Genomic DNA, 24,353 nt, shown 5'->3' with positions numbered 1-24,353 from the left:
TTGGGGCGGTTGAGCTGGGGTCTCAGGGGAGCGGCATGACGGAGAACGCGCGGATCGGTGCGCTGGAGCAGATCATGCCGGCGACCCACGGGGCCGACGAGGACATCGACTGGCAGGCCGCCGAGGCCGCCTGGGGGACCCGTTTCCCGGCCGACTACGTCGCCTTCATGGGCCGCTTCGGCGCGGGCTCCATCAACGGCGAGGCCTCCATCCTGCTGCCGCTGCCCAAGCCCGGACTCCAGTGGGACCCGGCCGAGATGGCCGAGGAGACCGCGAACGCCCGCCAGATCTGGGCGGACCAGGGCGGCCGGGCCGCCTTCGACGTGAACCCGGAGTCGATCGTCGCCTGGGGGGTCACGGGCGGCTCGGACATCCTGTGCTGGCTGACCGACGGTCCGGACCCGGACCGGTGGCCGGTCCTGGTCGTGGGGCGGCACACGGCCGACGCCTTCGCCGTGTACCCGTACGGCATGGCCGAGTTCCTGCTGCGGCTGTGCTCGGACGAGTTCGACGTGAGCCCCGTCGGGATCACCTTCTGGGACGCCGGGCACATCGGCTTCGTCCACTGGCGCAAGGCCCAGCGGCGCTGGCAGGAGGGCCGCAATCCCGAGACGGGCGAGCCGGACCCGTACGCCGGCGACTTCGCCGACTGACTCCGACGCCCGCCACCCGACGCCCGACGCCCGACGCCCGCCACCCTCCGTCCGACGCCCACCGCCTGACCACAACCCGCTTCCGACCCGGAATCGGGCTTTTCGGCGTTTCTGTGGACTTCTGCCGCCTCTACGCGCGTCCAAAACAGCCGACGCATATCGGAAAACACCATGGAGAAATCCCGCACTTGGAGCATTGAACACAAGTGCCGACCCAATGGAACCAACCACCCGGGGGCCAGGAGAGAATTCCGGCCAACGGGCCACGGAGGGACACCCCAGCCCGGAGTAACTCATAAGTAATAACGGGCTCAAAAGAAAATCAGGGGTACCCACCCGTGCGACGAAAAATATTCGGCAGTACGGCCGCCGTGGCCGCTTTCGGCCTGCTGATACCGCTGTCTGCCTGCGGAAGTTCGGAGGCGGGCGCAAGCGGCGACACCCTGCGCCTGATCGCCGCCGAATACGGCGACAACGCGGGGAACAGCTCGAAGGCTTTCTGGGACAAGGTGACGGACGATTTCACCTCCGCCCATCCCGGTATCAAGGTGGAGGTCAAACTCCTGCCGTGGGCCGACATCGACCGCGAGGTCAGCCGCATGGTCCAGGACGGCAAGGCGCCGGACATGGCCCTGATGGGCTCCTACTCCGACTTCGCCGCGCAGGGAAAGCTCTATTCCGCGGAAGAACTCCTCTCGATCTCCGCCGAGGCGAACTTCCTGCCGCCGCTCGCCGAGGCCGGTTCGGTCGGCAACACCCTCTACGGCCTGCCCTTCGTGGCGAGCAGCCGCCTGCTGTTCTACAACGAGGCCCTCTTCCGGCAGGCCGGCATCACCGAGGCCCCGAAGACCTGGTCCGCCCTGGAGGCCGCCGCCAAGGCCCTCAAGGGCAAGGGAGTGAAGTACCCGTACGCGCTGCCGCTGGGGCCGGAGGAGGCGCACGCGGAGGCGCTGATCTGGGAGCTGAGCAACGGCGGCGGCTACGCCGACAGCAGCGGCAACTACGCCCTGGCCTCGGAACAGAACGTCTACACCTTCAACTGGCTCAAGGAGAAGCTGGTCGGCCCCGGCCTGACCGGACCGACCCCGCCGTCCCAGCTCAACCGCGCCGACGCCTTCGCGGCCTTCCTGCGCGGCGAGGTCGGCATGGTCAACGGCTACCCCTCCCTCTCCCACGAGGCCCGGGCCAAGGGCATCAGCCTGAAGGCCGTGTCGATGCCGGTCTCGGACGCCCTCGGCGTGGGCGAGACCCCGCCGACCGTCGGCGTGGCCGACTGGATGATGGCGTTCAAGCAGAACGGCAAGAAGGAGGAGATCGGCAAGTTCCTGGACTTCGTCTACCAGGACAAGAACCTGTCGGACTTCGCGGGCCGCTACCACCTGCTGCCCTCGACGGTCACCGCGTCCCGCACCCCGGCGGGCGGCGGCCTCGACGCCATCGACACGGACTTCCTGACCGCCCTGCGCGGCGCGCAGCTGTACCCGGTGAACGACCCGTCGTGGGTGAAGGTGAGCGACAACCTCAAGCGCAACATCGGCCGCGCCGTCGAACCGAACGGCAACCCCAAGGCGGTCCTGGAGGACATCGCCGCGAAGGCCAAGGCCTCCGCGGCGGCTCCGAGGAACTGAACGCAGCACACCCCCGAAGTCCCGTACGACACAGGACCTTCGACCCCTGTCGCACCCCATCCCGTGCGGCACAATGACGGGGACGGCACTTGATCCAAGGCCGTGGCCCAGTCGCCCGCCGGGCACCCACAAGGTGCACGGGGCGACAGGCCTTCCTCCCTTCCTCGCCCCTCTCCCGCCTCCCTTCCCCGGCTGCTAGATCCCGCCGTGGTTCGCGGCGAACGCCGTCCGGTACTGCTCGCAGCTGGAATCCCAGTTCAGGGTGCCCGTGAGCGTCCCGTAGCCCGTGCGCGTGACCGACCACTCCACCGTGTACACGCCGGTGTCGCAGGCGATCCGCCGGTCCCCGGCCACCTTCTCCTTCCCCGTCGCCGGACGGTCCTTCAGCTCCCGGGTGACCTCGCCCGCCTTGGCGCGCTTCGCGTCGCGCAGCACGGCGTGGACGACGATCGGGTGCTTGCCCTCCTTGGTGGTGACGGCCCTCTTGACCAGCGCGGAGTCGGACACCGCCCAGGCGAACTCGTACGAGGGCAGCCAGGCCAGCGTCTTCGGGTCGCCGACCTGGCGTTCCCATTCCGGCGCGCCGTCGGGCCCCGGACGGGTGACGGTCTTGTACTGCACGCCGGGGTAGAACCGGAACTGGCCCTCCACCTTGTGCATGTCGTCCTTCGTCCACATCGACTTCATCTTCTTGCCGTCCCCGGCCGGGTCCTGGAGGTACTTCGCCGCCTCGGCGGCGCCGGCCGGGGCCTGGCCGAGGGCGGGGACGAGGGCCGCGACGGCGGCGGCGAGGGCGAGGGCGGCGGTGCGGGTGCGGTTCATGCCCGTACCAACGCCCCGCTTCGGCGGGCCGGAACGAGGCCGTGCGCGCGTTCACCCGTACGGGAGGGCGCCGCGGGCGGAGGTGACACATTCCCCACCAGGGCGGGAACACCGGCTCCGGACCTCTGGTTGTCTCGCCTCGCACGACACGAACGACCGATACGAAGCAGCGGGGGACGAACATGAGCGTGACCGTGAACGGCACGGTGGCAGCGGGCTGGGAGAGCGTCCGGGAGGAGTTCGAGGCCTTCGTCGCCGCCGAACCGCACGCGCCGGAGGCCCAGCTGGCGGTGAGTCACCACGGGCGAACCGTGGTGGACCTGTGGGCCGGCGAGGACACCGGGGCGGACACCCTGACCGGGGTCTTCTCGATCACGAAGGCCGCCGCGCACCTGGTGGTCGCCCTCCTCGCGCAGGACGGCGTACTGGACCTGGACCGAACGGTGTCCTCGTACTGGCCGGAGTTCACCGGCCACGGCAAGGAGCGGCTGACGGTGCGGCAGCTCGTCGCGCACGGCTCGGGGCTGATCAACACCCCGGAGGGCCTCTCGTACGAGGAGATCGCCGACGACGCCCTGATCGCGGAGCGGCTGGCCGGCGCGGAGCCCTACTGGGAGCCCGGGACGGCGTACGGCTACCACGCCTTCGTGATCGGCGCCCTGACGGGCGAGGTGGTGCGCCGGGTGACGGGCCGCTCCGTCCAGGAGCTGTACGAGGAGCGCGTGCGGGCCCCGTACGGGTTGGACCTGTACCTGGGGCTGCCGGCGGAGCAGGAGGGCCGTTGGAAGCCGGTCCTGGAGATGCTGCCGACGCCGGAGCAGATCGCGGAGCTCGTCGCCGGCGGGCCGATGCCCGAGCTGATGAAGGTGGCCTTCAACGCGCACCGGGAGCCGCCGATGGACATGGTGGCCTACGCCAACCACCCGAAGACGCTGGCCCTCGGTCCGGCCTCGGCGGGCGGCGTCGGCTCCGCGCGCGGGGTGGCCGCCCTGTTCGCGGCGGCCGCCGGCCTGGACGAGCGGGGTGCGCTGCTGAAGCCGGACGCGTTGGCCGAGGTGGCCCGTCCGCACACTCCGGACGTGGACGTGGTCACGGCGACCCCGGACCACTTCGGGCTGGGCTTCGAGCGGCAGCCCGCCGTCGGTCCGGAGGCCTTCGGGCACCAGGGCGCTTCGGGCGGGCAGGGCTTCGCCGACCCCGTCACGGGGATCGCGTACGGGTACACGCGCCGCCGCTTCGCCTTCCCGGGCGGGATGGCCCCGGAGAACGAGCGGCTGACGGCGGCGGTGCTGAAGGTCGCGCGCGGGCTGTGAGGAGGGGGCCGGGGCCGGCGGGGCTCAGGCCTGGCCGGTCTCGAAGCGGCTGACGTGGCCGTCGCCGGTGACGTGGAACCGCCAGGCGGTGCGCATCTCGCCCCAGGTGTCGTTGCGGTAGTCGACGACCAGGGCGCGCCCGCCGTCGGACTCGGAGGCGACGGCCATGTGGCCGCCGCAGGAGAAGATCTCCCGCTCGGTCCAGTCGGCGACGTCCTGGTCGGAGCCGTCGTCGGACATGGTCGCGCCGGGGGTCAGGAGCGCCTCGAAGGCCGCGCGGTCGCCGGCGTTGACGGCCTTGACGAAGGCGCGGACGGTCGGGTCGGTGAGCTGGTCCGGCTGGATCACGGGGTCTCCTGGTCGCGCGTGGGACGGGTGGGGTGGCGCGTACGGTGCTGCGTGCGCGACCAGGGAACACCCCGGGCGGGTCCGGGGGGTCGACCGTCACCCGTTCGCAGCCGGACGGCGTGTCAGGGTCCGGTGGTCTCAGGGGGACTCGGGCGCCGTGCGGATCGGGAAGCCGGTCGGGCGGCCCTGTTCCTTCAGCCAGGTCAGGACCTGGTCGAGGGCGGTGACGGTCTGCCGGCGGTCGCCGCCCCCGTCGTGGAAGAGCAGGGTGGGGCCGTTGCCGATCTCGCGCTTGACGGTGTCGACGATGGCGGCGGCTCCGGGCTTGGCGAAGTCCTTGGTGTCGACGTTCCAGCCGAGCGGGCGCATCCCGGCCGCGGCGGCGATGCGGCGGCTGTCGGGGGTGAAGGCCCCGCCGGGGGCGCGGTAGTACTCGACCTTCGCGCCATCGCCGGCCGCTTCCTCGATGAGCCTCTTCGCGTCGAGGATCTGTGCCCGCTGGTAGGCGACGGGCTTCTTGTCCATGCCCGTGTCGTGGGTCATGGAGTGGTCGCAGAGCCGGTGGCCGGCGGCGACGACCCGCTTGACCAGGTCGGGGTGGGCCTTGGCCTGGGGGCCGATCATGCAGAAGGTGGCCTTGGCCCCGTGCCGGGCCAGGGCGTCCAGCACCTGCGGGGTCCAGCGGGGGTCGGGGCCGTCGTCGATGGTGATGTTGACGGCGTCGCCGCCCGCCTCGGAGAGGTGGGCGATGGTCTCGGGTATGCCGGAGGAGGAGCCCGCCGAGGAGCCCGCCGAGGGGCCGGAGCCCGCCGGGCCGCCGTCGTCCGTACGGGACCGGCCGCCGGCGGACCGCCCGGCGTCGCCGTCGATCGTGACCAGGGCGGTGACTCCCCATATGGTCGCGGCGACGGCGACGGCCGAGGCTCCCACGGCGATCCGGGACCGGAGGCCTCCGTGCTTCTGCGTACGCGTCATGTGTCCACTCCCCATCCGCCCTTGAAAGGGCCTTGTGGGTCATGACGCCTTGGATTGGTGAGGGGTTCCGCTCAATTGCCCCATAAATTACAGGTAATAAGGACTTTGGTCCTTCATGGCCCCGAATGACACTTCCGACCGCTTCCGTCACACGGCCGCATGACGAAGGCGGGTGCCGCCCCGGGAGGACCCGGGGCGGCACCCGCCTTCGTCATGCGGCCGTGCGGGGCGGCGGTCTCGCCGCCGCCCGGCTCGGTGCGGCTCGGTGCGGCTCAGTGCGGCTCAGTGCGCGAAGGTGTCCTGCGGGGCCGCGGCCCCCTTGGCCTGTTCGCCCGCGGGCTGTGCGGCCGGGCCGGCGCCCCGCAACGGGACCTCCTTGACGAACCAGGCCGCCAGGAAGCCCAGTACGGCGATGGCCGCGCCGAGCAGGAAGGCGGAGTGGGTGCCTGCGGCCACCGCGTGCTGGTAGGCGTCACGGACCTGCTCGGGCAGCTTGGCCAGGCTCGCCGCGTCGAGCTGGGCGGCGCCTGCGGCGTTCGCGGCCTGCGGGCCGAGCCGCTCGGACATCGTGTCCGTGACCCGGCCGGTGAACAGCGAGCCCATGAGGGCCACGCCGAAGGATCCGCCGAGGGTGCGGAAGAGGGTGGCGGAGGAGGAGGCGACCCCCATGTCCTTCATCTCGACGCTGTTCTGCGCGACCAGCATGGTGATCTGCATCAGGAAGCCCAGACCGGCGCCGAGGACGGCCATGTAGACGCCCGAGACCAGGCGCGAGGTGCCGGTGTCCATGGTCGCGAGCAGGAACATGCCGACGACCATGAGCGCGCCGCCGATGATCGGGAACATCTTGTACTTGCCGCTGTTGGTGGTGATCCGGCCCGCGACGAGCGAGACGAGCATCATCGAGAGCAGCATCGGCAGGAGCAGCAGGCCCGAGTTGGTGGCCGAGGCGCCCTGCACCGACTGCTGGAACAGCGGGAGGTAGAGCACGCCGCCGAACATCGCGAAGCCGACGAGGAAGCCGATCACGGACATCAGGGTGAAGTTGCGGCTGCGGAAGATGTGCAGCGGCATGACCGGCTCGGCCGCCCTGGTCTCGGCGTAGAGGAAGGCCGCGGTGGAGAGCACGCCGACGACGATCAGGCCGATGATCTCGGCGGAGCCCCAGGCGTACTCGGTGCCGCCCCAGGTGGTGAGGAGGACGGTGGAGGTGATCGCGATCGTCAGCAGCGCCGCGCCGATGTAGTCGATCTTCGGTCGGACTCCGTCCGCCTTCTTGGGCAGGTGCAGGACCGCGGTGACCATGGCGAGCGCGACGGCGCCGAGCGGGAGGTTGATGTAGAAGGACCAGCGCCAGCCCATGTGGTCGGTGATGGTGCCGCCGACCAGCGGGCCGCCGATCATGGCGAGGGCCATCACGCCGGCCATCATGCCCTGGTACTTGCCGCGTTCGCGGGGCGGGATCAGGTCGCCGATGATCGCCATGACGCCGACCATCAGGCCGCCGGCGCCGAGGCCCTGGATGGCGCGGAAGCCGATGAGCTGGCCCATGTCCTGGGCCATGCCGCTGAGGGCGGAGCCGATCAGGAAGATGACGATCGAGGTGAGGAAGGAGCCCTTGCGCCCGTACAGGTCGCCGATCTTGCCCCAGATCGGCGTGGAGGCGGCGGTGGCGAGGGTGTAGGCGGTCACCACCCACGAGAGGTGTTCGAGACCACCGAGCTCGCCGACGATCGTCGGCATGGCGGTACCGATGATCATGTTGTCGAGCATGGCCAGCAGCATCGCGATCATCAGGGCCATGAGGACGACGCGGACGCTGCGCGGCTTCACCTCCCCGGACTTCGCCGTCGGCTTGACTGTCTCGGTCATTTCCACTCCCCTGGCACCAGCGCTTCCTCGCCCGGCCGGGAACTTACTTGTCGCCCGGCTAGTTCACTACACTGGGGAAGGTAGACCCGGCACTAGCCGGGCGTCAAGTAAGCAAGCATGGGGAGAGTCATGTCCAGCAGCTCCGGCGGCGCGGTTCCGCAGGGCAGGCGCGGAAACACGCGCCAGCGCATTCAGGACGTCGCGCTGGAGCTCTTCGCGGAGCAGGGGTACGAGAAGACCTCGCTCCGGGAGATCGCGGAGCGGCTGGAGGTCACGAAGGCGGCGCTCTACTACCACTTCAAGACCAAGGAAGACATCATCATCAGCGTCTTCGAGGACCTCACCCGGCCGATCGACGAGCTGATCGAATGGGCCGGGGAACAGCCCCGGACCCTGGAGACCAAGCGCGAGGTGCTGCGCCGCTACAGCGAGGCGATGGCCGCGGGCGCCCCGCTGTACCGCTTCATGCAGGAGAACCAGGCGACGATGCGGGAGCTGAGCATCGGCGAGACGGTCAAGAAGCGGCTCTTCACGCTGGTGGAACTCCTGCGCACGGAGGAGGGCCCGCTGACCGACCAGGTGCGCTGCGTGAGCGCCCTGTTCACCCTGCACGCGGGGATGATGTTCCTCCAGCACATGGAGGGCGACCCGGAGGAGACCCGGCTCGCGGCCCTGGAGGTCGCGACGGACCTCATCACGCGGGCGCACGGAGCGGGCGAGGCAGCCTGAGCGGCGGAGCGGCCTGAGCCGCCGAGCGGCCGGGCTGCCGAGCGGCCGGGCTGCCGGGCTGCCGAGCGGCCGGGCTGCCGGGCTGCCGGGCTGCCGAGCGGCCGCTAGACGATGCGGCGGTCCTCGGGGGCGATGGGGACGTCGTTGACGCTCGCCTCACGACGGCGCATGAGGCCGTCGGCGTCGAACTCCCACTGCTCGTTGCCGTGGCTGCGGAACCACCGGCCGGCCGCGTCGTGCCACTCGTACTCGAAGCGGACGGAGATGCGGTTGCCGGTGTAGGCCCAGAGCTCCTTGCGCAGGCGGTAGTCGAGCTCGCGCTCCCACTTGTCGGCGAGGAAGGCGCGGATGTCGTCGCGGCCGGTGAGGAAGCGGTCGCGATTGCGCCAGACGGAGTCCTCCGTGTAGGCGAGGGCGACGCGCTCGGGGTCGCGGCTGTTCCAGGCGTCCTCGGCGGCCTGGACCTTGGCGCGGGCGGACTCCTCGGTGAAGGGGGGCAGGGGCGGACGTACGGCGGACGCGGCACTCATGAGGGCGGCCTTTCGCTACGGCTCGACTCGGGGGCACGATGGAGAACGATCGTTCTCACCACACCCTAGAGAACGACCGTTCTCCCCGCAAGGGATCTGGACTACCCTTCCCCCATGACCCCGCGCACGGCTCCCCCCACCGACGACGAACAGACCCGGACCCGCCTGCTGGACGCGGCCGAGGCCCTGTTCTACGCCGAGGGCGTGCAGGCCGTCGGCATGGACCGCGTCCGAGCGGAGTCCGGGGTCGCGCTCAAGCGGCTCTACCGGCTCTACCCGTCGAAGGAAGCGCTGGTCACCGCCTACCTGGAGCGGCGCGACCGGCGCTGGATCCGGAGCCTGCGGCAGGCCGTGACGGGCACCCCGGACCCGGTGGCGGCGCTCTTCGCCTGGCTGGAGGACTGGTTCGGGGAACCGGGCTTCCGCGGCTGCGCCTTCCTCAACGCCCACGGGGAACTCGGCGCGGGCCCCGCCGGGGTGCTGGACGTCGTACGCCGCCACAAGGCGGAACTGCGCTCCCTGCTCGGCGACCTGGCCCCGGGCGACCCGGTGCTCGCCGACCAGTTGCTGATCCTCGTCGAGGGCGCCACGGCGGTCGCCGCCCTCGACCCCGGCCCCGAACCGGCCCGCCACGCCGCCCGGGCCGCGCACCGCCTCCTGACGGACGTGACCCTCGACGGCTAGGAGGCTCCCCGGGGGAAGGTGATCTCGACCCGGCGGTTCTTCTTGCGGCCTTCCTCGGTGCCGTTGTCGGCGATCGGGTAGTCCTCGCTGTAGCCGCGGACGTCGTAGGTGACGCCGGGATTGGTCACCGTCTTGGCCAACTCCGCCTGCACGGCGTCGGCGCGCTGCTTGGACAGCTCCTTGCCGTGCTCGTAGCTGCCCTGGTCGTCGGTGAAGCCGAAGACGCGGACGCGGGTGGCCTTCTGGGTGTTGATCTCGTTGGCGATGGCCTGTATCCGGGCGGACGCCTGGGCGTTGAACACCGCGCTGTTCTCGGGGAACAGCACCTCGGACTGCAACGCCATCATGACGGTCTGGTTCGTCTCCTGCCGCCGCTGCTCACCGCCGAGGTCCTCGACGACCTCGGCGATGTCGAGCACCTTGATCGGCGCGAGGGTCCCGCCCTGGGGGATCTTGAGGCCGGGCGCGTTGGAGTCGATGGCCACGGGCGCCGCGGCGGACGGCTCGGTCCCGGGGGGCACGGAGGGCTTCACCTCGTCGGCGTGCGCTCCGGTCGCACCGATCATGTGGGCGCCGGCGATGACGAGCCCGGCGACGGCGGTCGTGGCGGCTGTGCGGTGGCGTTTTGTCATGGCGTCACCCAGAGATCTTGATGGTGGCCGTGGCGAACGTCGGGATGGCGAAGTCCACCTCGGTAGTGCTTGCCGGAGGTGCCGGGAACTGTGCGAAGAACGGAATCGAGGCCCCAGGATCGATGCGAGTGATGCCCGTTGAGCACAGGCAACGACTCTCGGTGTCCCGAAGGACGTAGTAGCGCTTCTTGCCCGCCTTGTCGACCAAGGTCGCGCCCGCGATGGACGTGCCGCTCGCGTCTCGCTCATCGCCGCGCCAGGCCGTGACCTTCGTGAAGACGGCGGTTCCGCCGTTCTTGATCTGCCCGCTGACCGTGATGAAGCCTCCGGAGTCCCGCACGGCCGAGTTCACGGTCAGCACGATGCCGGGGTCACCGTTGGACGTTCCGATCACCTCGGTCGTCTGAGGGACGGGAACGGCGTTGGTGGCGGGCTTGTTCGATCCGCTGCTCTGTGACTGCGAACCGCTCGGCTGCCCTTCGGCGCTCGGCTTCTTGTCGTCGCCCCCGCCGCATCCGGCCAGCGCGAGGGCCAAGACGGCCGCGACGACAGCGGCCACTCCCCCGCGGACCTTCACCGTGTGCCGAGTGCTCATGTATGCGGCTTCCTTCTCTCGCGTGCTTGTCAGTCGACCAGTCGAACCGTGAACAGGGCCCTTGCCAGCCGGTTCAGCGGGCCCGGGTCCGCCGGGTCCAAACTGAGCGACTTTCCTTCGCAGACGAACGTGACGTCCCCCAACACCGGTGTGGGGCTCGCGCTGGGCGTCGCACTCGGTGTCGGGGCGGGCGAAGCCGGGACCGGAGCCGGGGCGGACCGCAAGGAGCAGCGCGGGCTGATCCTCGCCTTGGCCGTGGCTCTGCCTTGCAGTTCCTCAGTACCGGGGACGACCGACTTGCCCACCGTGCCGTTCGTGGTCACGGTGACGGTGACTTCGGGCATGGCCACCTCGCAGACGGCCGTGGCGTCGTTCAGGGCAGCGAACGCGTCGGCCTCGGCGCAGACGCCTCGGCCGGTGAGCAGATCACCATCGGCGATCTTCGACCAGTCGGCGGGCCTGAGACTGATCAAGTCAAGCCCGACGAGAACGTTGTCCCTTGCTTCACCGGCAGCAGCCAGGGCTGCCGCGTCGGCCGCACCCTGCGCGTTACTTCTCGTGACTCCGGCCTGCCCGACAACGAAGAAGACGAGCGCAGCAAAGAGCAGACCCACGATCGCCACCATGTAGATGGGAAAGGCCTGCCCTCGGTCGCCGTGGCGACCCAACGTCACTTTCCGCCGCCTCCAGCGGTGATGGCCGCGACGGCGGCGCTGATCCGGTCCGTGATGGCGGTACCGATGCCCGTTCCGACAATGGCGCCGATGATCACCACGACCACCAGGATGATCCCCAGGTATTCGAACGCCGTCTGGCCGCGGTCTTTCGCGGGCTTGACCGTGTAGCGGTTTCGGATCCTTGCCAGGGTGTTCTGCAACATCGGGGGTTCCTCCCGGGCCGGGGCCGCTGTCGATTTGCGGACGGTACGTTGGGTTACGGGTCGTCACCAAGGGTCCCGGGGCCCAAATGCGGACCCACTGTGCGCGGCGGTCAGCCATGGCCGGTCACTCCCGGACGGGCGGTTCCCAGCCAGCGGGCTATCGCCTCGCTGCGGGTGGTGCTGCGGAGCTTCGCGAAGATGCGGTTGATGTGGTTCTTGACCGTCTTCTCGCTGATGAAGCAGGCTCCGGCGATCTGCTGGTTGCTCATGCCGGACGCGATCAGGTCCATGATCTCTGCCTCTCGCGAACTCAGCCCGTACGTCACCGAGTTGTGCATCCGCTCCGTCGAGGATGCCACAGCTCGTTGCGGCTGCGAAGAGGCGCGGAGGTCCGCGAGGAGGGCCGTCGCCGCCGTCGTCGTGAAGTGGGCGCGGCCCTCGCGGACGTCGCGGACGGCCCGGATCAGGTCCTCGGCGGTGAACTCGCCGTGGACCAGGTAGCCGCCCGCGCCCAGGAGCAGGGCCTCCCGTACGGTGCCGGCGTCGCGGCTGTGGGTCAGCATCAGGACGGGGGCCAGGGCGGCCAGGTGCGGGAGGGCGGAGATGCCGTCGACGCCGGGCATGCGGACGTCCAGCAGGATCACGTCCGGGGCGTGGCGGCGCGTCAGGGTCAGGGCCTCGTGGCCGTCGGCCGCCCGGGCGGCGACGTCGAAGCCGCCGGCTTCGCACAGGAGGGCGGCCAGGCCCGCCCGGACGACGGGGTCGTCGTCCGCGATCAGGACGCGGATGGCCATCACCCGCCCCCGAGCAGGGCGCCGAAGTCGACGTCCGCCCCGTAGACGAAGCCGCACACGAGGAGGATCAGGGTGCCCGGCAGCATGAACATCGTCACCGCGAAGGTGGCCTTCGGGACGGCCCGGGCGGCCCGGCGGCGGGCGTTCTGGGCGTCGGTGCGCCGCATGTCCTCGGCGATGGCGATGAGGGTGTCGACGATCGGGGAGCCGAGTTCCTCGCCCTGTTGGAGGGCGGTGACGAACTGGGCGACCTGCTCGGAGTCGTTGCGCCGGCGCAGGTCGTCGAAGGCCTGGCGGCGGCTGACGCCCATGTCCATCTGCTGGAGGGTGATCCGGATCTCGTCCGACCAGGGGCCGTCGTACTTGTCGGCGACCCTCTCCAGCGCCTGGCGGAAGCCGAGTCCGGCGCTGACGACGACGGCGAGCACGTCGAGGAAGTCGGGCAGTATCCGCTCGATGTGGTCGCGGCGGACCCGGATCGCGGACCACAGGCCGAACTCGATCCAGAACAGCCCGAAGGCGATCATGAGGAGGGCGGGTACCAGGCGGCCGTTCATCAGCATGGCGAGCGCGCCGAAGCCGCCGAGGAAGCCGTACACGGCGCGGCGTGCCGCGTACCGGTCGATGGTCAGGCCGGCGGGGTTGCCCGCCATGTCGATCTGGCGGCGCTTGCGCGCGACCTGCCTGGGGCCCATCAGGCGCAGGACGAGCGGTGCCCAGCGGATGCCGAGGCGGTCGATGACGGAGCCGACGGCCGTGGTGCGGGTGGCGCCGACCTCCAGGGCGAGGGCGAGGTCGGTGGGGAGTTTGACGTCGGCCCGGTAGAGGCGGATGCCGTGCAGGATGCCGAAGACGGACAGGGCGCAGGTCAGGGCCAGGAGCAGGGGTACGTACGCGGTCACCGGTGCCCCCTCACACGTCGATCTTCGAGAGCCGGCGGATGAGGACGAAGCCCAGCGCGAAGAGGCCGAGCGAGACGATCACCGCGAGCTGTCCGACGAAGGCGCCGGTCATCCGGTCGAGGGCTCCGGGCATCATCGTGTTGACCAGCAGCAGCGAGCCGAGGCCGATGGCGGGCACGAGGTACGCGGTCACCGTGACCTGGGAGAGCTGCGTACGGATCTCCCTGCGGGTCTCCTTGCGCTGTTCCAGGGTGACGGTCAGGTTCCGCAGGCTGCCGACGATGGCGCCGCCGGCGCGGGCGGACAGGACGAGGGTGGAGACGAGGACGACGAGCTCGCGCGAGGGGAGCCGTTCGACGATCTCCCCGAGGGCCTCCTCGATGGAGTGGCCGACGGCGATCCGGTCGGCGACCCGGGACAGTTCCTCGCCGGCCGGTGCCTCCAGTTCCTCGGCGGCCATCGCGATGGCGGTGCGCAGGGCCAGCCCGGCCTGGGTGGCGTTGGCGAGGATGCGGGCCAGTTCGGGGAGCTGGTTGATGAAGCGCTCCGTGCGCCGGGCCCGCTGCCAGTTGAGGAAGGCGTTCGCGGCCCAGACGCCGATCAGTCCGGCGACGGGCCCGAAGAAGGGGGCCAGCAGGGAGGCGCAGACGAGCCAGACGCCCGCGATGGCGGCCAGCATGTAGACGAGGAACTCGCCCGGGGTGAGGTCCAGGCCGGTGGTGGCCAGCTTCCGTTCGAGGCGGCGGCCGGGCCGGGTGCCGCGCAGTCGCCGGTCGACGCCCTGGAAGCGGCGGCGGCGGCCGGTGGGCTCGGGGGTTCCCTCCGCGGAGAGGCGTTCGATGAGGGCGGCGCGGCGTTCGAGGCCGGCGGCGTACGCGTGTACGCCGAGGGTGACGAACAGGCCCGCCAGCAGGGTGGCGCCGAGGGTGAGGAGGACGAGGTTGGTCACAGGACGGTCCGTGAGGTGAGCGGGTCGTGGAAGCCGTCGGGCGGGGCCACGCCGAAGGCCTGGGGGACGGGCTGGTTGTGCAGGTAGAGGCGTTCGGCGGTGCGGCGCGGCAGCGGGTGGTGGACGAAGTGGCCGTGCACCCGGCCGTCGTGGCCCATGGGTTGGGCGAGGAAGCGGCAGGCGGTGGTGATCCGGAAGGGTTCGCGGCCGTGGGATTCGAGGAGGGAGATCTCGGTGATGCGGCGCGAGCCGTCGCCGAAGCGGGTCAGTTGGACGATGACGTCGACCGCGCTGTTGATCTGGTCCTGGAGGGCCTCGAAGGGGATCTCGATCTCCGACATGGAGGCGAGGGTCTGGAGGCGGGTGAGGGCCTCGGCGGAGCTGTTGGCGTGGACGGTGGCCAGGGAGCCGTCGTGGCCGGTGGACATGGCCTGGAGCATGTCGAGGGTCTCGCCGCCGCGGACCTCGCCGACGATGATGCGGTCGGGGCGCATGCGCAGGCTGTTGCGTACGAGGTCGCGGATGGTGATCTGGCCGTTGCCCTCGACGTTGGCGGGGCGGGATTCGAGCCGGATGACGTGCGCCTGCTGGAGCTGGAGTTCGGCGGAGTCCTCGATGGTGATGATGCGTTCGCCTTCCGGGATCAGTCCGGAGAGGGCGTTGAGGAGGGTGGTCTTGCCGGTGCCGGTGGCCCCGGAGACGATCACGTTCAGCTTCGCCTGGACCAGCGCGGACAGCAGCAGGAGCATCTGCTCGTCGAGGGAGCCCAGCGTGATCATCTCGGGCAGGGTGAAGGCGCGCGGGAAGCGGCGGATGGTGAGGGTGGCGCCGGTGAGGGAGAGCGGCGGGATGATGACGTTGACGCGTTCGCCGCTGGGCAGGCGGGCGTCGACCATGGGATTGGCCTCGTCCACGCGTCGGTTGACGGTGGAGACGATGCGCTCGATGGTCTGCATGAGCTGCTCGTGCGAGGCGAAGCGCAGCGGGAGCTGTTCGACCCGGCCGGCGCGTTCGACGAAGATCTGGTCGGGGCCGTTGACCATGATCTCGGAGATGGAGGCGTCTTCGAGGAGCGGTTCCAGGACGCCGAGTCCGAGAGCCTCGTCGACGACCCGGCGGATGAGCCGGTCGCGTTCGACGGTGGACAGGACGGGGCCCTCGCGGCTGATGATGTGCCCGAGGACGCGTTCGAGGCGGGCGCGGCGCTCGGCGGGCGCGAGCGCGGACATCTCGGCGAGGTCGATCTCCTCCAGCAGCTTGGCCCGGTAGGAGGAGACCAGGTGGCCGTCCTCGCGGGGGCCGCCCCGGTCTTCGGGGGTGGTGACCCGGGAACGCAGGCTCATGGTCGGGATCCCTTCGGGCCGTCGGCGCCGGCGCTGTTCACGAGGGTGTCGGGGTCGGTGTCGGGGTCGGTGAGGGTGCCGGGGTCGTCGTTGGGCATGACGGCGGTGGCGGTGGCCGGGTCGGGGTTCAGTCCGGGGATGATCGAGTTGATGGTGATGGAGACGTTCGCGGTGACGGCGTCGGCGTTCTTGGTCACGACGACGGTCGCCGTGAGGCCGCCGCGTACCGCGGCCCTGCCGGCCGCCGCCCCGCCACCGCCCGTGCGGGCCTCCACGCGGGCCGCCGTCCGGGCGGCGGTGTCGGCCTGTTCGTGGACGTACGCGATCCAGCCGAGCTGGATCCCGCAGAGCGCGACGAACAGCAGGATCGGGACGAAGCCGATGTACTCCAGGGCGACCTGGCCCCGGTCGGAGCGGGTGCGCGGTGTCGGTGTCCTCACGTCCTCGGTGCTCCTCACTGCGCCTCACTCCTCCCGTTCCATGGCGGCGCCGGCGGTGCCGTGGATCCGGCCGAAGTTCAGTCCGGGGAAGAGCACGGGGATCTGCACCGAGACGGTGGCCTTGTAGACGTCCCCGGCCCGGCCGCAGTCCGTTTCCCTGCCCCAGGCCCCGGAGATGTGCTCCCCGGCGGCGGCGACGCACGCCCCGTCGTTCTTGACGGCGCCCGCGCGGGCCGCTTCGTCGGCGGCGTTGCCGACGAGGGAGAAGGCGTAGCCGATCAGTACGCACTCCCACACCGCCGCGACGAGCAGCAGGATGAGCGGGACCATGCCGACGAACTCGACGGCCACCTGGCCGCGGTCGCCGTCGTGCTTCCGGTCCCGGCGTACGGATCCGCCCGCGTCCATGCCTCAGCCCTCCCGGCCGCGCCGCAGGCGGGCCACCGGACCGGCGGCGCGGACCGCGAGGGCGGTGCCGCCGGAGCGGCCCGCGGGGGCGAGGGCCGCCTGGTCGGGGAGGGCTCCCGGCTCGCCGGGGGCGGCGAGCAGGCCGAGTTCGCCCGCGAGGGTCCACAGGGCCTGCTTGACGGTGGAGCGGTTGTCGAGGTCCTGCACCCGGCCGGCGTCGACGACGGCCTGGAGTTCCTTGAAGGCGGCGGGGACGGGGGTGCGGGTGGGTCGGGTTCGGGTGATCTTCTGGATGAGGGCGGGTTGGATCTCGGTGTGCTTGCTCCAGCGGTTCACGACCATCGTGGTGTCCTCCGCCTTGCGGACCTGGAGCCGCTCCCACATCCGGACCAGGCGTTTGGCGGCCCGTACGGCGACCACGTCGGGGGTGGTGACCATGACGGCGACGTCGGCGAGTTCCACGGCGGTGGCGCCGGCGCCGGTGACGACGGTGCCGCAGTCCACGACGACGAGTTCGTAGCGGGTCCGCAGGGCGCCGATGACCTGGCGGGCGGCCCGTTCGTCGACCTCCTCGCCGCGCTCGCCCTCGGCCGGGGCCAGCAGCAGGGCGAGTCCGGTGCGGTCGTCGTAGACGGCGTCCTGGAGGACGCGGGGGGAGATGTCCTGGATGCCGGCGAGATCGGCGATGGAGCGGCGGAACTGCACGTCGAGGTAGGAGCCGACGTCGCCGGCCTGGAGGTCGAGGTCCACCAGGGCGGTGCGCCGTCCGGCGGCGGCCGCCGCCAGCGCGAACTGCACCGCCGTGAAGGTGGTGCCGACGCCGCCCTTGGCGCCGCTGACGGTGACGACCCGGCCGCCCGGTCCGGTGGGGACGCGTTCGCCCCCGCCCAGGTGGCGGCGTACGCCGACGGCCCACTGGGCGGCGGCCTGGACGCGGGCGGCGAGTTCCTCGTAGCCGAGGGGGAGCCCGACCAGGCCCCGGGCGCCGGAGTCCATGGCGGCGGAGAACAGGGCGGGGCCGGTCTCCGAGGACAGCAGGACCACGCCGACCGCGGGGAAGCGCAGGGCGACCTCGCGGACGAGTTCGAGGGCGGGGGCCGGGCCGATCCGCTCGTGGACGAGGACCACCTCGGGCAGCTCGTCGACGGACTCGGCGGCGAGCCGCGCCAGGGTGTCGAGGAGGGAGGTCGAGTCGGGGACGGGGGCGGCCGGTTCGGCGCCGGGGAGCTGGCCGATCAGGGCCACGATGGCGCGGGCGGCGTCCGGGTCGGCGGCCGCGGGGAGGATTCGCGTGGTCATCCGGGCCTCACTTGTCCCCGTCGAGGGTGTACGTGCGCTCGCTCGGGCCGGGCGCGGAATCGGTGCCGGGGGCCACGAGGGCCAGGCGGACGTGCACGGCGAAGGACTCGGCGTAGGCGACGCGCTGGGTGTCCTTGGTGTTCAGGGCGAAGGTGATCGGGACGACCTCGGTGGGGCCCTGCTTGGTGCCGTCCTTGTCGAGGGAGGTCAGCTTGCCGACGCCGAGGACGCGGGCGTTCGGGACGATGATCACGGAGCGGGCGGGGTCGGTCTCCTTGGCGCCCTTGAAGGTGGCGATGATGTTGACCTTGGCTCCGGAGGTGATCTTGCCGGCCACGCCGGTCGCCGCGTCGATCATGATGGCGATCTCCTGTTCGCCCGCCTGGAGCTGCGGCTTGTCGACGACCATGTCGCTCTGGAGGTAGGAGCCCTTCTTCAGGGTGGTGAGCGCGATCTTCCCCTGGAGGGCCCCGAGGTCGGTGACGGCGGTCTCGGACAGCCACCGTTTGGGGACGGTGACCTGCTCGAACTGGCCCGCCGTGAGCGGGCTGTACGGTGCGATGTCGCCCTTGACCCGGTAGGCGACCGTCTCGGCCCCGACCTTGGAGTTGACGTCGCCGATGACCACGAGGACCCCGCCGAAGGCCGCGAGGGCGCACAGGACCGACAGCAGGAGCAGGATGACGCCGCGGCGCTGGCGTGAGTTCATGGGCCGTACTACCTCGCCGTTCTTCGTTCGTTCGGGCCGGTCATGATCGGGATCTGGATCGGGTGCGGGGACGCGCGTGCGGTCGGCTCGCGGTGGGGGCGCCCGAGGGCGAGGAGGTCCCCGGCGGCGCGCCGGCGTACGAGGGGGCGGCGGACGGTGGCGCGAGCGGGGCGGAGCAGAATCCGCAGCGGTCGCCGATGAGTTCGAGGCCGCACCAGCGGCACTCCTCGCGGCGGACCGAGGCGACGAGCTGGTGGAGCACGGCGACGTCGGGGATGGCGGCGGCGAACTCGACGAGCTTCGCGGTCGCCCACCAGCGGGCCGAGTCGAGGGGCAGCGGGTTCTCCATGACCCCCTGCACCTGCCAGGCGGGGGCGAGTTCGGCCGTCACCCAGTCGGAGGAGAGCTGTCCGCGGGCGAAGGTGAGGTGCGTGGCGAAGCCGGGACCGGGCGGCAGGACGGCGGCCCCCGGGGCGGGGGCGGTCCCGAGACGGGCCAGGTGGGGTTCGGGGTGGGCGAGCACGGCGAACTGCGCGGACGGCGACCAGGACCGGGCGTGCGCCTTCAGCCCGACCGGCACCCGGTCCAGCTTTGCGACCGTACCCAGCAGGGCGCCCGCGTAGACGTAGTGGGACAGCAGGCGGGCGGCGGAGGCGATCACGCCGGGGCTGAAGTCGCAGACGGTCAGCTGGCGCAGCTGACGCACCAGCACGGCGACGCCCAGCGGGGGGAGATCGACGTCGAGGAACGCGATCCGATCGGTCTCCAGGATGGCCCGCACGGTGTACAGGCGGCGCGCGACGGCCGGCGGCAGCCAGGGCGGCGTGACGACCAGGAGGTGGCCGTGGCGCTCCAGGAGGGCGGTGGTCTCGGCGAGGGAGGACTCCAGGTCGACCTCGTCGGGCGGACGCAGGACCGCGGCTGCGGGCGTGTGCCGGTCAGGGGCCGGCAGCACCAGGTCGGCGCTGGTGACAGCGATGGCGGTCGGCACGTGAATCCCCCCGTTCACCCGTTACGCCCGCGCCCGTTCGCACGGTCGTCACGTACGCGCACGTACTGCGCGACCGCAAACGATCGACGCGCTTCCCCCTTGCCCGAGCACCATATCCGCGACGCCCCTGGCGGGGCAGGGCCTTGGTGATTCCCGTGCCGGAAGCACATGTCACAGGTGCCCGGAAACCCGGACAACAGGGATCGGGCGTCCGTTCATTTCCAGCCACATCGCAAAGACCCTTGACACGGGGATTGGTCTGGACCAACTTGGCTGCGCCGGGACTTCCGCCCGGCCGCCGACCCCGGGGACCCCCACTCCCCCCGTTCGTACACCCGCACCACCCCCGTTCACTCCTTCCCTTCCTCCCCCCACGGAGACCACGTGAACCGCATACGCTCCCTCGCCCTGTTGGGCGCCACGGCCCTCGCCGCCGGCGGCCTGTCCGCCCTCGGCACGGGCACCGCGCAGGCCGCCGACATCAACGTCGCCCGCAACGGAGGCTTCGAGTCCGGCCTCTCCCACTGGTCCTGCGCCGGCGGCTCGGGCGCCGTCGTCGCCTCCCCGGTCTTCGCCGGCGCGGGCGCCCTCAAGGCCACCCCGGCGGGTTCGGACAACGCGCGCTGCAGTCAGACCGTCACGGTCAAGCCGAATTCGACGTACACGCTGAGCACCCAGGTCCAGGGCAGCTACGTGTACCTCGGCGCGACCGGCACCGGCACGCAGGACGTCTCCACCTGGACCCCCGGCTCCGGTTCGGGTTGGCAGAAGCTGTCGACCACCTTCAGCACAGGCCCGAACACCACCCAGGTCACCGTCTACACGCACGGCTGGTACGGCCAGCCGGCCTACACGGTGGACGAGTTCAGCGTCTTCGGCCCGGACGGGGGCGGCGGCACCGACCCCGGCCCGAGCGTGCCCGGCGCCCCCGCGGGAGCCGCCGTTTCCGGCCAGAGCGCGAACGGGCTCACCCTTTCGTGGAACGCCGTCTCCGGCGCGAGCGGCTACCACGTCTACCAGGACGGGACCCGCGTGCGGACGGTGTCCGCGAGCACCGCCGCGATCACCGGGCTCGCGCCCTCCACCTCCTACTCCTTCCAGGTGAGCGCGTACAACGCGGCGGGCGAGGGACCCCGGTCCGCGCCGGTGACCGGCACCACGACCGGCGGGGGCGACCCGAACCCGAACCCCTCGGTGCCCAAGCACGCCCTGACCGGCTACTGGCAGAACTTCAACAACGGCGCGACCGTCCAGAAGATCTCCGACGTGTCGGCGCAGTACGACATCATCGCCGTCTCCTTCGCCGACGCCACGGCCACGCCCGGCGCCATCGCTTTCAACCTCGACTCGGCGGGCCTCGGCGGCTACACGGTCGCGCAGTTCAAGGCCGACGTCGCCGCGAAGAAGGCGGCCGGCAAGTCGGTCATCCTCTCCATCGGCGGCGAGAAGGGCACCATCACCGTCAACGACTCCGCCTCGGCGAACAACCTGGCGAACTCCGCCTGGGCGCTGATGCAGGAGTACGGGTTCACCGGGATCGACATCGACCTGGAGAACGGCCTCAACCCGACCTACATGACGCAGGCCCTGCGCGCCCTGTCGGCGAAGGCGGGCCCCTCGCTCGTCATCACCATGGCCCCGCAGACCATCGACATGCAGTCCCCGCAGGGCGGCTACTTCAAGACGGCGCTCAACATCAAGGACATCCTGACCGTCGTCAACATGCAGTACTACAACAGCGGCGCGATGAACGGCTGCGACGGCAAGGTCTACTCCCAGGGCTCCGTGGACTTCCTGACGGCCCTGGCCTGCATCCAGCTGGAGGGCGGCCTCGACCCGTCCCAGGTGGGCATCGGGGTGCCGGCCTCGCCCAGCGGCGCGGGCAGCGGCTACGTCTCCCCGACCATCGTCAACAACGCCCTGGACTGCCTGGCCCGGGGCACGAACTGCGGGTCCTTCAAGCCGTCGAAGACGTACCCCGGACTGCGCGGTGCGATGACCTGGTCGACCAACTGGGACGCCAAGGCGGGTAGCACCTGGTCCGACACGGTGGGTCCGAAGGTCCACGCGCTCCCGTAGGCGGTAGCTGTGGGGGTGGCCTGAATCGGTTCGACGAACCCCGGGGGTTCTTGACCCGGACATGCCATGAGAGCACGCTGTGCGCGTCCGCACGGCTACCCCCACACTCCCCACCCAGGAGAACGCATGCGGCTCCACACCCGCCGGAGGGCCGCCGTCACGGCGGCCCTGCTGGCGCTCGCGCTCGGCGCACCCGCCTACGGCATGAGCGCGACGGCAGCGCCACCGCCCACCCCGTCCACCGCCACCCAGGACGAGGCCGTCGTCCAGTACGAGGTCGAGGGCCCCTCCACGCCGGCGGAGCGCAGCGCCCTGCTGCGCACGGGCGTGTCCATCGACGAGGTGGACGCCCGCTCGGTCGTGGTCACCGCGGACCCGGCCCAGGCCAAGAGCCTGCGCGCGATGGGCTACCGGCTCACCGCCCTGCCCGGCCCGCCGGACCGCTCCGAGCGCGGGATCGCGGCGAGCCCGTTCGACTTCCCGTCGGCGGACTCCCGGTACCACAACTACGCCGAGGCGAGCGCGGAGATCGACCAGCGCATCGCCCAGTACCCCGGGATCATGAGCAAGCGGGTGATCGGCAAGTCCTACCAGGGCCGGGACCTCGTCGCGATCAAGATCAGCGACAACGTGGCGACGGACGAGGCCGAGCCCGAGGTGCTGTTCACGGCCCACCAGCACGCCCGTGAGCACCTCACCGTCGAGATGGCCCTGTACCTGCTCAAGGAGCTGGGCTCGAAGTACGGCAGCGAGTCCCGGGTCACGAACATGGTGAACAACCGCGAGATCTGGATCATCCCGGACCTCAACCCCGACGGCGGCGAGTACGACATCGCCACCGGCTCCTACCGCTCCTGGCGCAAGAACCGCCAGCCCAACTCCGGCTCCAGCGCCGTCGGCACCGACGAGAACCGGAACTGGAACTACAAGTGGGGCTGCTGCGGCGGCTCCAGCAGCAGCAAGAGCTCCGAGACCTACCGCGGTCCGGCCGCCGAGTCGGCCCCCGAGGTGAAGGTGGTCTCCGACTTCGTGCGCAGCCGCGTCGTGGGCGGCAAGCAGCAGATCAAGGCCGCGATCGACTTCCACACGTACAGCGAGCTGGTCCTGTGGCCCTTCGGCTGGACCTACAACGACACCGCGCCCGGGCTCACCGCCGACGACCTCGCCGCCTTCAAGAAGGTCGGCACCAGCATGGCGGCGAGCAACGGCTACACCCCCGAGCAGTCCAGTGACCTGTACATCACCGACGGAACGATCGACGACTGGCTGTGGGGCAGCCAGAAGATCTTCGGCTACACCTTCGAGATGTACCCGGCCGGTTCGGGCGGCGGCGGCTTCTACCCGCCCGACGAGGTGATCGACCGCGAGACGGCCCGCAACAAGGAGGCCGTGCTCCAGCTCCTGGAGAACGCGGACTGCATGTACCGCTCGATCGGCAAGGAAGCGCAGTACTGCTCCTAGGACGACCCGGGGCGCCCCACCGCCAGGGGGGCGCCCCCTCGCCGGTCCCGGCGCGGCCGCCGGTCGTACGCGGCCGCCGGTCCTACGCGGCCGCCGGTCCCGATCCGGTCGGCGCGGCCGGCGGGACTCAGCCCAGGACGGCGAGCGCGTCGATCTCGACGAGCAGACCGGCCGGGAGGCCCACGTAGACCGTGGTGCGGGCGGCGGGAGCCTCCTTGAGGCCCTGGTCGTCGAAGTAGGCGTTGTAGATCTCGTTCATCTCGGCGAAGTGGTCCGTGTCCGTCAGGTAGACGCGGATCATCATGACGTCGTCCCAGCCCGCGCCCCCGGCCTCCAGGACCGAGCGGACGTTCTCCAGCGTCTGGAGGGTCTGCGCGCGCAGCGTCGGCCCGGCGGGCGTCGGCGGCTGCCCGTCCACGTGCGGCAGGAAGCCGACCTGGCCGGCGACCTGGAGGATGTTCCCCTTGCGCACGCCGTGCGAGAACCGCGCGGGCGGGACGGTGTGGGTGTCGGGGGTGACGGCGATCTTCTCGCTCACGCGTTCTCCTGGGTTCCTGTGGGGGCGGGGACACCCGAAGGGGTCCCCGAGTAGTCCTGTCCGACGGCGTCCGCGGTACGGCGTACCAGCGGCAGCAGGTCGAGCAGTTCGGCGGCGGTGACCACCACGTTCGGAGCCGAGACGGACAGCGCGGCGACCACGCGTCCGTCGGGCCCGCGTACCGGGGCGCCCACGCAGTTGATGAACTCCTCGTGGCCGCCGAGGTCACTGGCCCAGCCCTGTTCCCGTACGAGGGCCAGCTCGCGCAGGAACGCCTCGGCGTCGGGCGTCGAACGGGCGGTGTGGCGGGGGTAGTCGATGCGGGCGGCCAGCGCGCGGCGTTCGGGCTCCGGCAGGTCCGCGAGCAGCAGTTTCGCGACGGCGGCCACCGTCAGCGGCACCGGCTTGCCGATGCGCGAGTACATCCGCACCGGGTAGCGGCTCTCGACCTTGTCGATGTAGAGGACCTCGTCGTCCTGGTGGACCGCGAGGTGGACGGTGTGTCCGGTGGCCGCGTTCAGGGCGACCAGGTGCGGATGCGCGATCTCCCGTATGTCCAGGCCCTCCACCGCCTCGGCGGCCAGCGCGAACAGCCGCGCCCCGAGCCGGTAGCGGCCGTCGGGCTGTCGGTAGACGTACCCGTGCGCGTGCAGGGTGCGCAGCAGGCGCAGCGCGGTGCTCTTGTGCACGTCGAGCGCGGCCGCGACCTCGCCGAGGCCCGCCGGGCCCCGCGCCAGCGCGGGCAGGATCAGCAGCGCCCGTTCCACCGACTGACTCAT

Annotated in this window: 27 protein-coding genes; 7 read left to right on the top strand and 20 right to left on the bottom strand. The window is 71.1% G+C overall.

Annotation, left to right across the window (positions count from 1 at the left end):
- The first annotated feature begins 35 nt into the window (after positions 1-35).
- Entirely contained in the window at positions 36-653 is a 618-nt protein-coding gene (locus ACZ6ZI_RS30920; protein WP_469526306.1) for an SMI1/KNR4 family protein, read from the top strand.
- A 371-nt stretch (positions 654-1,024) separates the two neighbouring features.
- The gene (locus tag ACZ6ZI_RS30915) at positions 1,025-2,281 is read left to right on the top strand and encodes an extracellular solute-binding protein (protein WP_469526303.1); all 1,257 of its coding nucleotides are present in this window, start codon (positions 1,025-1,027) and stop codon (positions 2,279-2,281) included.
- 195 nt (positions 2,282-2,476) lie between these two features.
- Here the strand turns inward: ACZ6ZI_RS30915 and ACZ6ZI_RS30910 are convergent, their stop codons facing one another.
- Positions 2,477-3,103: a hypothetical protein gene (locus tag ACZ6ZI_RS30910; protein WP_469526302.1), complete on the bottom strand. Its 627-nt coding sequence runs from the start codon at positions 3,101-3,103 to the stop codon at positions 2,477-2,479.
- A 182-nt stretch (positions 3,104-3,285) separates the two neighbouring features.
- On the opposite strand from ACZ6ZI_RS30910, the gene ACZ6ZI_RS30905 reads away from it, so the two are divergent.
- Entirely contained in the window at positions 3,286-4,416 is a 1,131-nt protein-coding gene (locus ACZ6ZI_RS30905) for a serine hydrolase domain-containing protein (RefSeq protein ID WP_469526300.1), read from the top strand.
- Positions 4,417-4,440: 24 nt separating this feature from the next.
- On the opposite strand, the gene ACZ6ZI_RS30900 is transcribed toward ACZ6ZI_RS30905, so the two are convergent.
- The 3 genes from ACZ6ZI_RS30900 to ACZ6ZI_RS30890 all read right to left on the bottom strand — a co-directional run bounded on the left by ACZ6ZI_RS30900 (position 4,441) and on the right by ACZ6ZI_RS30890 (position 7,611).
- Positions 4,441-4,764 (bottom strand): nuclear transport factor 2 family protein, encoded by a 324-nt coding sequence (locus ACZ6ZI_RS30900; RefSeq protein WP_469526296.1) that lies wholly within the window; start codon positions 4,762-4,764, stop codon positions 4,441-4,443.
- A gap of 138 nt (positions 4,765-4,902) precedes the next feature.
- Positions 4,903-5,739 (bottom strand): polysaccharide deacetylase family protein, encoded by an 837-nt coding sequence (locus tag ACZ6ZI_RS30895; RefSeq protein WP_469526294.1) that lies wholly within the window; start codon positions 5,737-5,739, stop codon positions 4,903-4,905.
- 282 nt (positions 5,740-6,021) lie between these two features.
- Complete coding sequence (locus ACZ6ZI_RS30890; protein ID WP_469526293.1) at positions 6,022-7,611, bottom strand: MDR family MFS transporter; 1,590 nt, start codon at positions 7,609-7,611, stop codon at positions 6,022-6,024.
- A gap of 129 nt (positions 7,612-7,740) precedes the next feature.
- Here ACZ6ZI_RS30890 and ACZ6ZI_RS30885 point away from each other — a divergent pair, with 129 nt between their 5' ends.
- Positions 7,741-8,340, top strand: a complete 600-nt coding sequence (locus ACZ6ZI_RS30885) for a TetR/AcrR family transcriptional regulator (RefSeq protein ID WP_469526291.1) — start codon at positions 7,741-7,743, stop codon at positions 8,338-8,340.
- A gap of 104 nt (positions 8,341-8,444) precedes the next feature.
- On the opposite strand, the gene ACZ6ZI_RS30880 is transcribed toward ACZ6ZI_RS30885, so the two are convergent.
- Positions 8,445-8,870, bottom strand: coding sequence for a nuclear transport factor 2 family protein (locus ACZ6ZI_RS30880; protein WP_469526290.1), 426 nt, complete (start codon positions 8,868-8,870; stop codon positions 8,445-8,447).
- A 114-nt stretch (positions 8,871-8,984) separates the two neighbouring features.
- On the opposite strand from ACZ6ZI_RS30880, the gene ACZ6ZI_RS30875 reads away from it, so the two are divergent.
- Entirely contained in the window at positions 8,985-9,554 is a 570-nt protein-coding gene (locus ACZ6ZI_RS30875; RefSeq protein WP_469526287.1) for a TetR/AcrR family transcriptional regulator, read from the top strand.
- Here ACZ6ZI_RS30875 and ACZ6ZI_RS30870 read toward each other — a convergent pair.
- The 13 genes from ACZ6ZI_RS30870 to ACZ6ZI_RS30810 form a co-directional block, all read right to left on the bottom strand.
- Entirely contained in the window at positions 9,551-10,186 is a 636-nt protein-coding gene (locus ACZ6ZI_RS30870) for an OmpA family protein (protein ID WP_469526284.1), read from the bottom strand. The two genes, ACZ6ZI_RS30875 and ACZ6ZI_RS30870, sit on opposite strands and share 4 nt — an antisense overlap.
- Before the next feature lie 4 nt (positions 10,187-10,190).
- The gene (locus ACZ6ZI_RS30865) at positions 10,191-10,781 is read right to left on the bottom strand and encodes a hypothetical protein (protein ID WP_469526282.1); all 591 of its coding nucleotides are present in this window, start codon (positions 10,779-10,781) and stop codon (positions 10,191-10,193) included.
- Positions 10,782-10,810: 29 nt separating this feature from the next.
- Complete coding sequence (locus ACZ6ZI_RS30860) at positions 10,811-11,455, bottom strand: pilus assembly protein TadG-related protein (RefSeq protein WP_469526279.1); 645 nt, start codon at positions 11,453-11,455, stop codon at positions 10,811-10,813.
- A complete protein-coding gene (locus tag ACZ6ZI_RS30855) occupies positions 11,452-11,661 on the bottom strand; it encodes a hypothetical protein (protein ID WP_469526276.1) in 210 nt (69 codons plus the stop codon). The genes ACZ6ZI_RS30860 and ACZ6ZI_RS30855 overlap by 4 nt, the downstream gene beginning before the upstream one ends.
- Positions 11,662-11,771: 110 nt before the next feature.
- Positions 11,772-12,512 carry a response regulator gene (locus ACZ6ZI_RS30850; RefSeq protein WP_469526273.1) on the bottom strand — a complete coding sequence of 247 codons (741 nt, stop codon included), beginning with the start codon at positions 12,510-12,512 and terminating at the stop codon, positions 11,772-11,774.
- Entirely contained in the window at positions 12,455-13,357 is a 903-nt protein-coding gene (locus ACZ6ZI_RS30845) for a DUF5936 domain-containing protein (protein WP_469526271.1), read from the bottom strand. Before ACZ6ZI_RS30845 ends, ACZ6ZI_RS30850 begins: the two co-directional genes overlap by 58 nt.
- Before the next feature lie 10 nt (positions 13,358-13,367).
- Positions 13,368-14,306, bottom strand: a complete 939-nt coding sequence (locus ACZ6ZI_RS30840; protein ID WP_469526268.1) for a type II secretion system F family protein — start codon at positions 14,304-14,306, stop codon at positions 13,368-13,370.
- On the bottom strand, positions 14,303-15,649 hold the full coding sequence (locus ACZ6ZI_RS30835) for a CpaF family protein (RefSeq protein WP_469526267.1): 1,347 nt from the start codon (positions 15,647-15,649) through the stop codon (positions 14,303-14,305). Before ACZ6ZI_RS30835 ends, ACZ6ZI_RS30840 begins: the two co-directional genes overlap by 4 nt.
- Positions 15,646-16,089 (bottom strand): TadE/TadG family type IV pilus assembly protein, encoded by a 444-nt coding sequence (locus ACZ6ZI_RS30830; protein WP_469526265.1) that lies wholly within the window; start codon positions 16,087-16,089, stop codon positions 15,646-15,648. Before ACZ6ZI_RS30830 ends, ACZ6ZI_RS30835 begins: the two co-directional genes overlap by 4 nt.
- Before the next feature lie 24 nt (positions 16,090-16,113).
- On the bottom strand, positions 16,114-16,497 hold the full coding sequence (locus ACZ6ZI_RS30825) for a TadE/TadG family type IV pilus assembly protein (protein WP_469526263.1): 384 nt from the start codon (positions 16,495-16,497) through the stop codon (positions 16,114-16,116).
- A 3-nt stretch (positions 16,498-16,500) separates the two neighbouring features.
- Positions 16,501-17,796 (bottom strand): AAA family ATPase, encoded by a 1,296-nt coding sequence (locus ACZ6ZI_RS30820; RefSeq protein WP_469526260.1) that lies wholly within the window; start codon positions 17,794-17,796, stop codon positions 16,501-16,503.
- Between the two features lie 7 nt (positions 17,797-17,803).
- Positions 17,804-18,505 (bottom strand): Flp pilus assembly protein CpaB, encoded by a 702-nt coding sequence (cpaB, locus tag ACZ6ZI_RS30815; protein WP_469526259.1) that lies wholly within the window; start codon positions 18,503-18,505, stop codon positions 17,804-17,806.
- A gap of 40 nt (positions 18,506-18,545) precedes the next feature.
- Positions 18,546-19,496, bottom strand: coding sequence for a hypothetical protein (locus ACZ6ZI_RS30810; RefSeq protein ID WP_469526256.1), 951 nt, complete (start codon positions 19,494-19,496; stop codon positions 18,546-18,548).
- 384 nt (positions 19,497-19,880) lie between these two features.
- Between ACZ6ZI_RS30810 and ACZ6ZI_RS30805 the strand changes: the two genes are divergently transcribed.
- Together ACZ6ZI_RS30805 and ACZ6ZI_RS30800 are read left to right on the top strand one after the other, a co-directional pair.
- Positions 19,881-21,575, top strand: coding sequence for a chitinase (locus tag ACZ6ZI_RS30805; protein ID WP_469526254.1), 1,695 nt, complete (start codon positions 19,881-19,883; stop codon positions 21,573-21,575).
- Between the two features lie 126 nt (positions 21,576-21,701).
- Entirely contained in the window at positions 21,702-23,036 is a 1,335-nt protein-coding gene (locus ACZ6ZI_RS30800) for a M14 family metallopeptidase (protein ID WP_469526252.1), read from the top strand.
- Positions 23,037-23,163: 127 nt separating this feature from the next.
- Here ACZ6ZI_RS30800 and ACZ6ZI_RS30795 read toward each other — a convergent pair whose 3' ends face one another.
- Both ACZ6ZI_RS30795 and ACZ6ZI_RS30790 read right to left on the bottom strand, forming a co-directional pair.
- Positions 23,164-23,574 carry a RidA family protein gene (locus tag ACZ6ZI_RS30795; RefSeq protein WP_363061906.1) on the bottom strand — a complete coding sequence of 137 codons (411 nt, stop codon included), beginning with the start codon at positions 23,572-23,574 and terminating at the stop codon, positions 23,164-23,166.
- A complete protein-coding gene (locus ACZ6ZI_RS30790; RefSeq protein WP_469526250.1) occupies positions 23,571-24,353 on the bottom strand; it encodes an IclR family transcriptional regulator in 783 nt (260 codons plus the stop codon). The genes ACZ6ZI_RS30795 and ACZ6ZI_RS30790 overlap by 4 nt, the downstream gene beginning before the upstream one ends.

This window comes from Streptomyces sp. NPDC103540 (genome assembly GCF_055584445.1).
This window is presented reverse-complemented; position numbering and strand designations above follow the sequence as displayed.